Raw genomic sequence first — 14,345 nt, forward strand, 5'->3', positions numbered from 1 at the left:
GCGCTGCATTATGTCGATCCGCAGCGATTCGGCGATGCCTTCGCCGAATCGATGGCTGGCTCCTATGACGTAAAAATCACGCAGGAAAACGTTTCCGTGGCGCCGCGCGCTACGCAGGACGACCAGGTGCCGGCCTTTGCCGAGGAAATCATCCCCTTCACCGAGGATACCAATATCGCCGAGGCCTATGCTGATTCGGGCTATACCGGCGCTGACGCCACCGGCATGGCGGAGGCGATCAGCAAGCTCTTGAATGCCCCGGCGCTGAAGGCCGGAACGGTGCTGCGCGTCGGCCTCGAAGTGCGCGGCGATATCGCCAAGGTCGTGCGCACCAGCGTCTACGACAAGACAACGCATATCGTGACCATCGCGCTCGACGACCGCGGGCAATATGTGCCGGCGCAGGAGCCGGAGGCCAATCCCGAGCTTTTGACGGCGTTCGATGATTCGCAGCCCGTCGTGGTGCGCGGCAACCTGCCCAATGTCTATGACGGCATCTACCGCACCGCCTATTCCTACGGCATGTCCAAGGCGATGACGCAGAAGCTGATCAAGCTTCTCGCTTCCGACGTCGATTTCCAGTCGCGGCTTTCACCGGCCGACCGCCTCGAGGTGCTGTTCTCGCAGCCCGACAACGACGACCAGACCTCCGACAATTCCGACCTTTTGTATGTGTCGGCGACCTTCGGCGGCCAGACACGCAACTTCTACCGCTTCCAGATGCAGGACGGCAGCATCGACTATTTCGACGAAAATGGTTCGAGCGCGAAGCAGTTTCTGTTGCGCAACCCGCTGCCCAACGGCCGTTTCACTTCGGGCTTCGGCGCGCGCCGCCACCCGATCCTTGGCTATGTGCGCATGCACACCGGCACCGACTGGGCAGCGCCCATCGGCACGCCGATCATCGCCGCCGGCAATGGCGTGGTCGAGAAGGCCGGCTGGGCCGGCGGCTATGGCAAGCAGATCATCATCCGCCATGCCAATGGCTATGAGACCTCCTACAACCATCAAAGCGCCTTCGCCAAAGGCATCGAGCCAGGCGTTCACGTCCGCCAGGGTCAAGTCATCGGCTATCTCGGTCAGACCGGTCTCTCGACCGGCCCGCATCTTCACTACGAGCTGATCGTCAACGGCACCAAGGTCGATTCGATGCGCGTCCGCCTGCCGGTCGGCAAGGTGCTGAAGGGCGACGATCTCGTCGCCTTCAAGCGCGAGCGCGAGCGCATCGACGATCTTTTGAAGCAGGAAGACGGCAACTCGCTGAAGGTTGCCAGCGCCAAAACTGATTCGCAGCTTCCGAACTAACCGCGCGAATCGTTTGACTGCCGCGGCCAGGGCGAGGCCTGCCCGGGCACGGTGAACCATGCGATGACTGAAGAAAGCACGCAAAGCAGCGTCGTGGTCGCCGCGACCGCGGCGAAAGCCGAATCGCTTGCGGCGACCCTGACCGCGTCAACATTGGCCGAAAGACCGGATGCGGGCGGCTCGCCGAAACTGGGTATCCCGGCAGCATTGCTGGCCATGCGCGCGTAAACCCAGGCCGCCAGCGAGCCCATCGCCGCCACCGCGATCAGGCCGCCGACGCGCGAGACCGCATTGTTGATGCCGGAGGCGGCGCCGGTGTCCTTGTCCTCGACGGACGTCATGACCGCGGTCGACAACGGCGACACGACTTGCGCCATGCCTAGCCCCATCAGCCCCATCAGCGGAAAGGTCCCGGTCCAAAAGCTGTGGATGCCGAAATAGGTGAGCATGGCGAGGCCGGCGAAGGCGATGGCGACGACCATGCTGCCGCTGGCGATCGGAAAGCGCGGACCGATCCGGTCCGACCACTGACCGACCGGCCCGGACAAAAGCGCGATCGACGCCGACAGCGGCAGGAAGATGAAGCCGACCTCGGCCTCGCTCAGCCTCCAGCCGGCGATCAGAAGCATCGGCAGGTAGAACAAATTGGCCGAAAGCGCGAAATAGAGGAAGAATGTCGCCAGATTGGCGCCGGCAAAGGCGCGGATGCGGAACAGGTTGAGATCGATCATCGGATCGCGCTGCCTGAACTCATAAAAGATAAAGACAAAAAGCAGGACCACGCCGGCGATGATAGCCGGGCTGGACAGCATCCCACCGCCTTCGGCATTCATTGCCGTCAGCCCGTAGGCGAGCAGGCCGAAAGCCAGCGTCGCCAGCGCGGCACCGCCGAGATCGAGGTTGCGTTTTTCGGTCGGCTTGTCGGCCGGCACCTTGGCCAAAAGCAGATAGATCGAGATCAGCCCAAGCGGCAGGTTGATGGCAAAGATCGCGCGCCAGACCCCATCGCCGAAAGTCGTGAGCACAAAGCCGCCCAGCACCGGCCCTAGCGCCGTGGTCAGCGCCGAAGCGGCGGCCCAGATGCCGATGGCCCGGCCGCGCTCTTTCTTCGGATAGGCTTTGGCGATGATGGCGAGGCTGCCCGGCACCATGATCGCCGCGCCAATACCCTGTATGGCGCGGAAGGCGATCAATATGGCCGGATCGGGCGCGATCGCACAGGCGAGCGAGGCCGTGATGAACAGCGCGATTCCGGTGACGAAGGCGCGTCGCAACCCGAACCGGTCGCCGGCGGCGCCGCCCGCCAGGATGAGTGCCGACAGCGTCAGCGCATAGGCGTTGGAAATCCACTGCGCTTCCGCAAGGCTGGCGCCGAGATCGACGCGCAGCGCCGGCATCGCGATCGCCAGGATCGAACCGTCGATAAAACCGAGCGCCGAGGCAAGGATTGCCGCGACCAGCACGAATTTGCGCCGCGTCTGCGGACAGAAGGTACCGTTCGCACGCGCGGGCGAACGCGAATCAGCGCTCGTTTCATTGGCGGATGACATGAATCCCTGCTTAGCCCTCTGTCATGTGCGCAACAACAAGCCAGAGCATCGCTGTTCTTGAAACCAGATGACGCCGGAACATGATGCCGAAAAGTGTAAAGCGGTTTTCGAGCGACATCATGCTTCATTTCTTATGACTAGAGACGGATACAGATTTCAGATCGAACAGACCTGAGAGCATCCAGCTCTAGCCAGGTGGCGGGGTGGCCACCAATTCTGATGCAAACCGCCAATCGCGTGTTAGGTTCCCGCATTACTTGTGAAGGGGGGGAAGCCATGAAGCGGCCGCTTGAACCGTCGGCGGAAGGACGCGGGCGCATCGTCGGCGTAACCGACGGCGTCTTCGCCATCGCGCTGACCTTGATCGTGCTGGAGATCAGGGTGCCGTCGCATGAGGCGGTGCATTCGGAAGGCGAGCTGCTTGCCGCCATCCTCGCGCTGGCGCCGCGATTCCTGACCTATGCGTTGAGCTTCCTCACACTGACCATCTTCTGGTTCGGCCAGCAGGCGCAGCATGGCCTGATCGCAAAATCCGACCGCAGGCTCGCGACATTGAACCTGTGCTTTCTCGCCTTCATCGCGCTGCTGCCCTTCTCCACCGACCTTCTTGCCGATTTCCTGGAATTCAGGATCGCGGTGCTGGTCTACTGGCTGAATCTGCTGATGCTGGGCGCCACCCTGTTTTCAAGCTGGTGGTATGCCGACAGGAACGGCATGATCGCCGAGGACGTGGACGCCGAAACGCGGCGCTCCGTCTACACTCGCATCGTCAAGGCGCAGGCGCTGTGGGCGCTCGGCGCGGCACTTTGCCTGATCACGCCGCTGCTCGGCATCGGCTTCATCCTGCTGGTGCAGCTAATCTATGCCGCCGCGCCGCGCGGCTCACTGCTGCGTAAACTCATCGGTTGAGGTCCCGCCGATCTCCGCGATTGTTGGTCCGCCGACGAACTCCACCGTGACGCCCGGCGACACCAGCTTGGCGAGTTCGCGCGCATCCCAATTCGTCAGGCGCACGCAGCCATGGCTCTCGGTCTTACCGATCTTGGAGGGATCCGGCGTGCCGTGGATGCCGTAGGTCGGCTTGTCCAGCGCGATCCACACCGAGCCGACCGGACCGTTCGGCCCCGGCGGGACGGTCAGGATCTTGTCGTTCTGACCCTGCTTGAAATTGATGTTCGGGTTGTAGGTATAGTTCGGGTCGAGCGCGATGCGCGAGACGGCATGAATGCCGGTCGGCGATGGCGTATCGGCCGAGCCGATCGTGGTCGGATAGGCCGCGACCAGCTTGCCGCCGGCGTCATAGGCGTAGACTTCCTTCTTGGTCTTGTCGGCGACAATGCGCGCCACCGGTGTCGACACCAGCTTGCCGAAATTGGCGACCTTGATCATCGTGCCGGGGCGGTTGAAGTCCACGCCCTTGTTGATCGACTTCAGATAGGTCTCATCCATGTGGAAGCGTTCGGCCAACGCCTCAGTGACAGAGGTGTAGCACATGCAGTCGAGCTTGGCCTTCTGGCTGTAGTCCTCCGGGATCGACGCGACATAGTGGCCGGCCACATCTTCCGGCGTGATCGTGTAGGAGGCGAAGGCGTCGCCACCGGACTGGGCAAGCGCCGACTGGATGCCGACGGCATCGGTCGATTTCAGATTGGTGCCGTTGATTTCGTTGTAGGCGGCCAGCGCCTTGTCGACATTCGAGCCGAAGCGCCCGTCGATCACGCCCGGCGAAGCGCCGCCGCGGTCGAGCAGCACCTGCAGTGCCGCAACGTCCTGGCGTACCCCGAGCGACAGCGATGGATCGACGGTCGCCTTGCCGCCCGTGTTCGGCGGCAACGACGCCTGGGCATCAGGATTGGTCTGCAACACTTCGCCCTGACCCGGCTGTCCCGGATCGATCGACGCCTCGTTCAGCGGTTGGCGCTTGATCGTATTCGGCGCCGCCGGGTAGGTGCTCGCGGAGCCTTCGTCATTATTGGGTGGCGCCGGCGGATAGGCATCGACGGAATTGTCGTCGCTGTTCGGGTCATATTCGTCGACCGGCGGCGGGATGACCCGGCCATTCTCCTCCAGCTGCCGCCGGCGGAAGCGCGCCATGTCCTCGGGATTGTCGAGATAATAGCGGTCGTTGTCATCGGCCGGCGCGCGGCCGAGTTCCTGCATGCGCATCTGCCGGCGCAGCGCGCGGCGGTCGAGCCTGCTCCCCGGCGGCTGGATGGCGATCACCTTGCCGGTATCGGCATCGACCAGCACCCGGTTGCCCCTGGCGTCGTAGTAGATGTCGATATTGCCTTCCTGCGCCAGCATCAGCGCGCCGCGCTGGGCCGGCCGTGTCGCCTGCGGCGCACCATCCACGCTCGGCGTTGCGAACGCACTGGAAGACACCAGCCCGGCCGCGAGTGCCGAAAGGGTAAAAATCAAGCGCAGCATGGCGGTCGAGCTCTCCGGTCCACTGGACCCCTGCGGGCGAACCCTTCGCCAGCAAACCAGTTACCAAAATTAAGGTTCCAATATGAACCGGGCATGAAGATGGCGGATTTCCGGCGTTTCACGACGCCTCCGAATGAATGTCAGCGCAGCCCTAACTCGCCGCGCACCAGTTTCGTCAGCTTCAGCACCACCAGGCGATGGCTCTCGCGCAGATAGTCCTTGAGCGCCGCATCATGCATGCTTTGGCTTGTCTGACGCTGGATCCATTTCATGCCGCGCGAGGCGAGATAGGGCGCAGGCCGGCAGCCCGGCTGATCCTTCAGCACGTCATAGGCCATCTCTGAGCATTTGAAGGTGACGAACAGCTGGCCGCCGTCGTTCCAGCCGCCGATGGCAAACACCTTGCCGCCGACCTTCCAGACATGGGCGCCGCCCCACTGCACCACATGCGTCGTCGCGGGCAGCGAGGCGCAGAAGCCATTATAGTCGTCGAGCGTCAACGAGGCCCTCCCCAGCCGTTCCGAATCGGCAGTTGATTATGCGCGCTCGCCGTAAATAACAAAGCGCGCCGCACCGGTCCGGTGCGACGCGCCTGTGTTCATTCGTCTGCCCGAGATCAGGCGGCGGCTTCCGTCGCCACCACGGTCGGCTTCGAGCGGAAGTTCAGCCGATCGGAACCCGCGGTGGCCTTGACGGTCGAACCGTCGAGGATCTCGCCGAGCAGGATTTTCTCCGCCAGCGGATCCTGCAGTTCCTTCTGCATCACCCGCTTCAGCGGTCGGGCACCATAGGCCGGATCGTAGCCCTTCGAGGCCAGCCACTCGATCGCGTCGTGATCCAGCGAAAGCGTGATCTTGCGGTCGACAAGCAGGTTCTCCAGCCGCTTGAGCTGGATCTCGACAATGCGGTCCATGTCCTGCCGGCGCAGCCGGTGGAACAGGATCACCTCATCGACACGGTTGAGGAACTCCGGCCGGAACGAGGCTTTCACGACGCTCATGACCTCATCGCGCACGGCATCGACATCCTGGTCGTCGCTGAGATTGACCAGATATTCGGCGCCGAGATTGGACGTCATGATGATCAGCGTGTTGCGGAAATCGACCGTGCGGCCCTGGCCGTCAGTCAGCCGGCCATCGTCGAGCACCTGCAGCAGCACGTTGAACACGTCCGGATGTGCCTTCTCGATCTCGTCGAACAGCACGACCTGATAAGGCCGGCGCCGCACCGCTTCGGTCAGCGCGCCGCCCTCCTCATAGCCGACATAGCCGGGAGGCGCGCCGATCAGCCGGGCAACGGAGTGCTTTTCCATGAACTCCGACATGTCGATGCGCACCAGCGCCGTCTCGTCGTCGAACAGGAAGCTAGCCAACGCCTTGGTGAGCTCGGTCTTGCCGACACCAGTCGGGCCGAGGAACATGAACGAGCCGATCGGCCGGTTCGGATCCTGCAGCCCGGCGCGGGCACGCCGCACGGCCTTGGACACGGCCTGCACCGCTTCGCCCTGGCCGACGACCCGCTTGCCGATCTCGTCTTCCATGCGCAGCAGCTTCTCGCGCTGACCTTCCAGCATCTTGTCGACCGGAATGCCGGTCCAGCGCGACACGACATGCGCGACATGGTCTGGCGTCACCACCTCTTCCACCATGCCGGTCTTGCCGTCCTGCGCTTCCGCCTCCTTCAGCTTCTTCTCGAGCTCCGGGATCTTGCCATAGGCAAGCTCCCCGGCGCGCTGGAATTCGCCCTTGCGCTGCGCGATGGCCAGTTCGTTGCGCGCCTCGTCAAGCTGCTTCTTCAGATCGGCGGCAAGGCCAAGCTTCTGCTTTTCGGCCTGCCACTTCGAGGTGAGCTCGGTGGACTCCTCCTCCAGGCCGGCAAGCTCCTTTTCCAGCCGGGCGAGCCGGTCCTTCGAGGCTTCGTCCTTCTCGACCTTCAGCGCCTCGCGCTCGATCTTGAGCTGCATGATGCGACGGTCGACCTCGTCCAGCGCTTCGGGCTTGGAATCGACCTGCATCCTCAGCCGCGAGGCGGCCTCGTCGACAAGGTCGATCGCCTTGTCAGGCAGGAAGCGGTCGGCGATATAGCGGTTGGACAGCGTCGCCGCGGAGACCAGCGCGGAATCGGAGATGCGCACTTTGTGGTGCTGCTCGTATTTCTCCTTCAGGCCGCGCAGGATCGAAACCGTGTCTTCCACCGTCGGCTCGTCGACGAAGACGGGCTGGAAACGGCGGGCAAGTGCCGGGTCCTTTTCGACATGCTTACGATATTCGTCGAGCGTGGTGGCGCCGACGCAGTGCAGCTCGCCGCGCGCCAGCGCCGGTTTCAGCAGGTTCGAGGCATCCATCGCGCCGTCCGCCTTGCCGGCGCCGACCAGCGTATGCATCTCGTCGATGAACAGGATGATGTTGCCATTGGCCGACGTGACTTCGTTGAGCACGGCCTTCAGCCGCTCCTCGAACTCGCCACGATATTTGGCGCCGGCAATCAGCGCGCCCATGTCGAGCGCCATCAATTGCTTGTCCTTCAGCGATTCCGGCACGTCGCCATTGACGATGCGCAGCGCCAGGCCCTCGGCGATCGCCGTCTTGCCGACGCCCGGCTCGCCGATCAGCACCGGGTTGTTCTTGGTGCGCCGCGACAGCACCTGGATGGTGCGGCGGATCTCGTCGTCGCGGCCGATGACCGGATCGAGCTTGCCCGTACGTGCGTCAGCCGTCAGGTCGCGCGCGTATTTCTTCAGCGCGTCATAGCCCTGCTCGGCACTCGCCGAATCGGCGGTGCGGCCCTTGCGGATATCATTGATGGCCTGGTTGAGCGCCTGCGCGGTGACGCCAGCCTTGGACAGGATGTCGGCGGTCTTGGCCGACTTCTCCATGACAAGCGCCTGCAGCAGGCGCTCGACGGTGACGAAGCTGTCGCCGGCCTTCTTGGCCAGGTCTTCGGCGGTCGAAAACACCTTGGCGAGCGGCTGGGCAAGATAGAGTTGGCCATTGCCGCCCTCGACCTTGGGCATGGCTTCGAGCGCCGCCTCGACGCCAAGCTTGACGTCGCGGGCACGACCGCCGGCACGCTCGATCAGGGACGCGGCAAGGCCCTCGTCATCATCGACGAGCACCTTCAGCATATGTTCGGGCGTGAATTGCTGGTGATTGCGCGAGAGCGCCATGGTCTGCGCGGACTGGATGAAGCCGCGCACGCGCTCCGAGTATTTCTCAAGATTCATATCTGTCTCCTTCCATCACCGGCCCGCTTTGCGGCACCGGATCAGACTGCGGTGACGGACCCGCCCATAAGAGCCGAGCCCAGTTCAGCCGAGATATGGTGTATGGGCCACGGTCCCTCAAGACGCCTTGATGTCGATCAAAGCAGAATATTCCAAGTACGCACGAACGAAAACGGCGGAGAAAGATCCCCGCCGTCTGCAATGCCTGAAATGGCGTTTCGGTCAGTTGTTCGCGTCGGCGGTCACGGGCTCGCCAGAAGCTTCGCCGGCGACCGGCGCCGGCTCGCTGGCGACAGGCTCGCTGGCGACAGACTCGCTCGTCGGCCTCGCCTCTTCGGCGGGCTTGGCGCCGGGCTCATCGCCATTGTTCACCGCGTTATGTGCTTCGCCTGAATTTTCGGGGCTTGCGCTCTGCGGCTGGTCACCCTGCTCGCCATTGCCGGCCTGGTCGGCATAGTTGCCGCGCGGGCGGCGCGGACGCCGCGGCCGGCGACCGCCGCCATTGTCCATGGCGGCCTCGTTGAGCTCGGCCTGCGCGGCGAGCGCTGCCGGCGAAAAACTGTCGAACTGCGGCGCCTGCCCGGCCTGGGTCCCGGCCTCGCCAGAGGCCTCGGGCTGCGCCTGCGTCTCATTGCGGCGGTTCTGGTCGAACTGCTGGCCGCCATGCTCGCCGCGCGGGCCGTTTTCGCCACGCTGACTGTTCTGGCCATACTGGCCGTAGCCGCCATTGCGGCGGTCGCGATGCCGGTCGCGGCCATTGTTGTCGCGCTGATTATTGTCGCGGCGGTTGTTGTTGTCGCGGCCGTTTTCCTGGTTGTAGGCGAGTTCGGCCGGCGTGCCTTCGATCACCGGCTGCGGCCCGGAGCCGTTCGCCGCGGCCTGCGAGTCGCCGGCGTTTGCGTTGCCGGCATTATCGAACTCGTCGCGATCCTCATCGAGATCATCGTCGAAGTCGTCGCGGTTCTGCTGGGTGTTCTGGATCGGCATCTGCGCCTGCGCGGCGGCAATGATGCGATTGTAATGTTCGGCGTGCTGCAGATAGTTCTCCGCCATCACCCTGTCGCCGGAGCTTTGCGCGTCACGGGCGAGCGTGGCGTATTTTTCGGCGATCTGCTGAGCCGATCCGCGGATCTTCACGTCCGGGCCGTTGCTCTCGTAAGTACGGGTCAGGGGGTTCGGCCCCTTGCGGTTGTTGTTGTTGCCACCGCCGCCGCCATTGTTGTTGCGACCGCGCATGCGCCTGTTCTGCTGTTGTGGCCTCATTAGACTCTCTTCATAGTGAATTTTCGAAAAACTCTTCACGAACGGAGGCGCTCATGCAGCCAGCCGTTTCGTTTCTTCACCGGCGTTCGCCCGCATCAATTGCGTTGGCGCCACGTGCCATCCTGTTCCGGTTACATCACTTGCCGGACGATTCCCGCACGAAGCTTGGGCGTCGTTTGCGCAAGAAGGCAGCTATTTCCAAGGAAAACCGAATCGCTGGGAGCACTGCCTGCTTCGTCTCATCCGGTTGAGCCGGACCCTAACTGCATTCCCTGGTATTGCCAAGCGGTTTTTTCGCACTGCATCAGGGCTTTCGCCGCTCGAACACCAGAACTCTATCATTGCCGCCGAGGTCGCGATGTGTCCCGGCTAACACATAGCCGGCTGCCGCGAATATCCCGCTGACCTCGTTTTTCTGCGTGTGGCCGATCTCGACCGCTACTCTGCCTTGCGTTTCCAGAAATCCTGCCGCCTCTGCGGCTATGACCCTGTAGGGGTCCAAACCATTCGCACCGCCATCAAGGGCTTGGTGCGGGTCGAAATCGCGGACTTCGTCCTGCAGATTTCCAATCTCTCCACTGGGTATATAGGGAGGGTTCGAGGCAATTACATGGTAGGACCCCGAAACTTTTTCAAACCAGTTGGAATGCAAGGCCTTGAAACGCCCGCTAAGCCCCAGATTCCGGGCGTTTCCGGCCGCCGTCGCCAGCGCGTCGAGCGAAATGTCGACGCCTGTCGCGGTGGCCGTCGGGACGGCGCTGAGCAAAGCGAGCGCAATGGCGCCGGTGCCGGTGCCGAGATCGAGAATGCGGCATTCGCCCAGCCTTTCGGCGGTTGTCCTGGCAAAGGGCAGGACGGCGTCGACCAGCGTCTCGGTATCCGGGCGGGGCTCCAGCGTCTCGGGCGAGAGCGACAGGCGCAGGCCGTAAAATTCGCGGTAGCCGAGGATGCGATGCACCGGCTCGCCTGCGACGCGACGCCTCAGGGCCGTTTCGATCGCCGAAAGCGCCGCGGAATCCACCTGTTGCCCCGGTTCGGCAATGGCCTGGGTGCGGGTCGTGCCGGAGAAATGTTCGACGATCAGCCGCGAATCGAGCGCGGGATCGGCAATGCCGGCGGCGGCCAGACGCTCGCGCGCTGCCCTGAGCAGCGGCCCGAGCGCGGCGGGCAGTTGATCAGCCATCGAGGCTCATATCGGCAAGCAGCTTCGACTGATGGTCGGCGATCAGGGCGTCGATCACCTCGTCGAGTTCGCCCATCATCACCCGGTCGAGCTTGTAGAGCGTAAGGTTGATGCGGTGGTCGGTGACGCGCCCTTGCGGGAAATTGTAGGTCCGGATGCGCTCCGATCGGTCGCCCGAGCCGACCTGCGATTTGCGCGATTCCGAGCGTTCTTCGTCCGCCCGGCTGCGCTCGAGGTCATAGAGCCGGGCGCGCAGGATCTGCATGGCCTTTGCCCGGTTCTGGTGCTGCGACTTCTCCGCCTGGACCACCATGATGCCGGTCGGCAAGTGCGTGATGCGGACCGCCGAATCGGTGGTGTTGACGTGCTGGCCCCCGGAACCCGAGGCGCGCATCGTGTCGATGCGGATGTCTTCGGCGCGGATTTCGATGTCGACCTCTTCGGCTTCCGGCAAAACGGCAACCGTGGCGGCCGACGTGTGGATACGTCCGCTGGCTTCGGTCGCCGGCACGCGCTGCACACGATGCACGCCGGACTCGAATTTCAGATGGGCAAAGACACCCCTGCCTGACACCGTGGCGATGATTTCCTTGTAGCCGCCTGCGTCGCCATCGCTGGCCGACACCGTTTCGAACCGCCAGCCGCGTTCGGCGGCATAGCGCTCATACATGCGGAAAAGGTCGCCAGCGAACAATGCCGCCTCGTCGCCGCCGGTGCCGGCACGGATTTCGAGGATGGCGTTCCTCTCGTCGGCCGCGTCCTTGGGCAGAAGCAGTATCTGGATGTCCTTCTGCAGCCCCTCGATGCGCTCCTCGACCGCCGGCAGGTCCGCCTCGGCCAGCGCCCGCATATCGGCGTCGGTCGCCTTGTCGGCGAGCATCGCCTCGAGGTCCGCCTGCTCCTGCTCGGCGGCCCGCAGCGCCCGGATTTTGCCCACCATCTCCTGGATGTCGGCATATTCCGAGGCCATTTTCACATAGGCATCAGCGGCGGGTCCGGCCGCCATCTGCGCTTCGAGCATGTCGAAACGCTTGACGACTTGATCCATGCGGTCGCGGGGCAGGTTGATCATGACGGGATGCTATAGCGGAATGGAGCGGTCGTCGGCAAAGGCCTGCAGCAAGGCCCGCATCGGCAGCTTCTGGCTGGGCGCCATCAGATTGTCGTTGAAGAAGCCTTCCAGCTCCTGCAGCGGCAGTTCGGTGAGCATCGCCTTGACCGGGCCGATCGATGCCGGCGACATCGAGATCGAGCGGAAGCCGAGGCCGATCAGCGCCATGGCCGATATCGGTTTTCCTGCGAGTTCGCCGCACAGCGTCACCGGCGTATTGTTGCGCTGGCCGGCATCGGCAATCATCTTCAGCACGCGCAGGAACGGCGTCGACAGGTTGTCGAAACGGTCGGCAAGCTGGGTGTTACCGCGGTCGACCGCCATGACGAACTGGAACAGGTCGTTGGAGCCTACAGAGACGAAATCCACCGCCTTCATCAATTCATCGAGCTGGAACAAGAGCGACGGCACTTCCAGCATCGCGCCGAGCTTCAGGCTGGTGGGCAAGTGATGGGCAAAGCGTGACAAATGCCGGACTTCGCGGTCGATGATCTCGCGCGCCTGCGCGATTTCCGACAGCTCGGTCACCATCGGCAGCATCAGCTTCAACTCGCGGCCGCCGCAGGCCTTCAGCAGCGCGCGGATTTGAGTCCGCAGCAGCCCGGGACGATCAAGCGTCAGCCGGATCGCCCGCCAGCCGAGCGCCGGGTTTTCTTCCTGGATGGCACCCTTGAAGTATGGCAGCACCTTGTCGCCGCCGATGTCGATGGTGCGGAAGGTGACAGGCTTGCCGCGCGCGGCGTCGAGCACATCGCGGTAAAGCCGCTCCTGCGCCTCCGCGCGCGGGAAGGTCGAGGCGACCATGAACTGCAATTCGGTGCGGAACAGGCCGATGCCGGCGGCGCCCGACTCGGTCAGCTGCGGCAGGTCGACTGCAAGGCCGGCATTCATTAGGAGATCGACCGCAACGCCGTCCTTGGTTACAGACGGCTTCTTGCGCAGCTCGCGATAGACTTCCTGCCGCCGCGCCCGGAAGCGGACCTTCTCGGCGTAGGCTGCTTCCAGGTCGGATTGCGGCCTGAGATGGATGGTGCCTTCCTCGCCGTCGACGATGATGGCGTCACCGTTTTCCGCCATGGAAACGGCGCCCTTCACCTGGCCCGCGACCGGAATGCCCATGGCGCGCGCGACGATGACGACATGGCTGGTCGCCGCGCCATCCTCCAGCACCAGGCCGCGCAGCTTGTCGCGCGGATAGTCGAGCAGCTCGGCCGCTCCCATCGACCGGGCGATCAGGATGGCATCCTTGGGCAGCGAAGCCGCGACATCCTCAGGACCGCGCCCCATCAGCTGGCGCAACAGCCGGTTGGCGAGATCGTCGAAATCGCTCATGCGTTCGCGCAGATAGGGGTCGGTCATGTGCAGCATGCGCGCGCGCATGTCGCTCTGCACCTTTTCGACCGCCGCTTCCGCCGTCAGGCCGTTGCGGATCGCCTCTTCCAGCCGCCGCACCCAGCCGCGGTCGTTGGCGAACATGCGGTAGGCCTCAAGCACCTCGCGATGCTCGCCCTCGAAGGCGACGTCGCGGCGCTCCAGCATGTCGTCGATCGACAGCCTGAGCGAACCCAGCGAGCGGTCGAGCCGGCGCACCTCCTCCTCGCTGTCTTCGTTGAACAGGTTGGTGACGACGATGCGCGGCTCATGCAGCACGACATGGCCAAGGCCGACGCCGTCATTGAAGGAAAGGCCGGTGAAGCTCACCGGGCGACGCAGGTCGAGCTCCAGCCCCGGCTTGGTCAGGCGGGCGAGATCGCCGGTGGCGATCATCTCGGCGATCACCATCGCCGTCGTTTCCAGCGCCTCGATCTCGTCTTCGCGGTACTGCCGCATGGTCTTGTTCTGGACGACCAGGACGCCGAGCGTGCGCCCGGCCCTCAACACCGGCACACCGAGGAAGGAATGGTAGATCTCTTCGCCGGTCTCCGGCAGGTAGGCGAAGGCCGGGTGCTCCTGCGCGTTGGACAGGTTGAGCGGCCGCGCGCTGGCGGCGATCGTGCCGACTAGGCCCTGTCCGAGCCTGAGCTGCGACAGGTGGACGGCGTTCGGGTTCAGACCCTCGGTGGCATAGAGTTCGAGCACCGAGTCCGCGCGCAGCACATAGAGCGAGCAGACTTCGGCGACCATGTTGGAGGCGATGTCGCGCACGATACGGTCGAGCCGCTCCTGCGGCTCCAGCGGCTCCTGCATGAGCTCGCGAAGCCGTTTGAGCAGAACGCGCGGGCCACTGGCCGTATCACGCATCGCGGCTTGTTCTCCAATGGGCATTTCGCCCGCCGCAGTTTC

The 14,345-nt window shown here is 63.9% G+C and carries 10 protein-coding genes (1 of these 10 only partly in view); 2 read left to right on the forward strand and 8 right to left on the reverse strand.

All coding sequences use genetic code 11. The annotated features are described in order from the left end of the window. Nucleotides 1-1,305, forward strand: partial view of a M23 family metallopeptidase gene (locus tag EN869_RS04575; protein ID WP_167506944.1) — the 3' portion only. It extends 675 nt beyond the left edge of the window; the window shows 1,305 of its 1,980 coding nt (coding positions 676-1,980); its start codon lies off the left edge, out of view; the stop codon is at nt 1,303-1,305. On the opposite strand, the gene EN869_RS04580 is transcribed toward EN869_RS04575, so the two are convergent. Continuing rightward, nucleotides 1,302-2,855, reverse strand: coding sequence for an MFS transporter (locus EN869_RS04580; protein ID WP_127225125.1), 1,554 nt, complete (start codon nt 2,853-2,855; stop codon nt 1,302-1,304). The two genes, EN869_RS04575 and EN869_RS04580, sit on opposite strands and share 4 nt — an antisense overlap. Nucleotides 2,856-3,131: 276 nt before the next feature. On the opposite strand from EN869_RS04580, the gene EN869_RS04585 reads away from it, so the two are divergent. Next, a complete protein-coding gene (locus EN869_RS04585) occupies nt 3,132-3,764 on the forward strand; it encodes a TMEM175 family protein (protein WP_127225126.1) in 633 nt (210 codons plus the stop codon). Here the strand turns inward: EN869_RS04585 and EN869_RS04590 are convergent. The 7 genes from EN869_RS04590 to ptsP form a co-directional block, all read right to left on the reverse strand. Then, nucleotides 3,738-5,282 (reverse strand): L,D-transpeptidase family protein, encoded by a 1,545-nt coding sequence (locus EN869_RS04590; protein WP_127225127.1) that lies wholly within the window; start codon nt 5,280-5,282, stop codon nt 3,738-3,740. The two genes, EN869_RS04585 and EN869_RS04590, sit on opposite strands and share 27 nt — an antisense overlap. Nucleotides 5,283-5,422: 140 nt before the next feature. Continuing rightward, nucleotides 5,423-5,782: an MmcQ/YjbR family DNA-binding protein gene (locus EN869_RS04595; RefSeq protein WP_127225128.1), complete on the reverse strand. Its 360-nt coding sequence runs from the start codon at nt 5,780-5,782 to the stop codon at nt 5,423-5,425. A gap of 116 nt (nt 5,783-5,898) precedes the next feature. After that, nucleotides 5,899-8,505 carry an ATP-dependent chaperone ClpB gene (clpB, locus tag EN869_RS04600; protein ID WP_127225129.1) on the reverse strand — a complete coding sequence of 869 codons (2,607 nt, stop codon included), beginning with the start codon at nt 8,503-8,505 and terminating at the stop codon, nt 5,899-5,901. Nucleotides 8,506-8,727: 222 nt separating this feature from the next. Next, nucleotides 8,728-9,741, reverse strand: a complete 1,014-nt coding sequence (locus tag EN869_RS04605; RefSeq protein ID WP_245489362.1) for a DUF4167 domain-containing protein — start codon at nt 9,739-9,741, stop codon at nt 8,728-8,730. Nucleotides 9,742-10,072: 331 nt separating this feature from the next. Next, complete coding sequence (gene prmC, locus EN869_RS04610; protein ID WP_127225131.1) at nt 10,073-10,951, reverse strand: peptide chain release factor N(5)-glutamine methyltransferase; 879 nt, start codon at nt 10,949-10,951, stop codon at nt 10,073-10,075. Beyond that, entirely contained in the window at nt 10,944-12,023 is a 1,080-nt protein-coding gene (prfA, locus tag EN869_RS04615) for a peptide chain release factor 1 (RefSeq protein WP_127225132.1), read from the reverse strand. The genes prmC and prfA overlap by 8 nt, the downstream gene beginning before the upstream one ends. Before the next feature lie 9 nt (nt 12,024-12,032). Then, nucleotides 12,033-14,303 (reverse strand): phosphoenolpyruvate--protein phosphotransferase, encoded by a 2,271-nt coding sequence (gene ptsP / locus EN869_RS04620; protein ID WP_127225133.1) that lies wholly within the window; start codon nt 14,301-14,303, stop codon nt 12,033-12,035. Between the last annotated feature and the right edge of the window lie 42 nt (nt 14,304-14,345).

This window comes from Mesorhizobium sp. M2D.F.Ca.ET.226.01.1.1 (assembly GCF_004022705.2).
Lineage (GTDB): Bacteria > Pseudomonadota > Alphaproteobacteria > Rhizobiales > Rhizobiaceae > Mesorhizobium.

Coding starts and splice junctions, on each gene's coding strand:
- clpB (WP_127225129.1), bottom strand. CDS start 8,505: ATGAATCTTGAGAAATACTCGGAGCGCGTGCGCGGCTTCATCCAGTCC.
- ptsP (WP_127225133.1), bottom strand. CDS start 14,303: ATGCGTGATACGGCCAGTGGCCCGCGCGTTCTGCTCAAACGGCTTCGC.
- EN869_RS04590 (WP_127225127.1), bottom strand. CDS start 5,282: ATGCTGCGCTTGATTTTTACCCTTTCGGCACTCGCGGCCGGGCTGGTG.
- prfA (WP_127225132.1), bottom strand. CDS start 12,023: ATGATCAACCTGCCCCGCGACCGCATGGATCAAGTCGTCAAGCGTTTC.
- EN869_RS04580 (WP_127225125.1), bottom strand. CDS start 2,855: ATGTCATCCGCCAATGAAACGAGCGCTGATTCGCGTTCGCCCGCGCGT.
- EN869_RS04605 (WP_245489362.1), bottom strand. CDS start 9,741: ATGCGCGGTCGCAACAACAATGGCGGCGGCGGTGGCAACAACAACAAC.
- prmC (WP_127225131.1), bottom strand. CDS start 10,951: ATGGCTGATCAACTGCCCGCCGCGCTCGGGCCGCTGCTCAGGGCAGCG.
- EN869_RS04585 (WP_127225126.1), top strand. CDS start 3,132: ATGAAGCGGCCGCTTGAACCGTCGGCGGAAGGACGCGGGCGCATCGTC.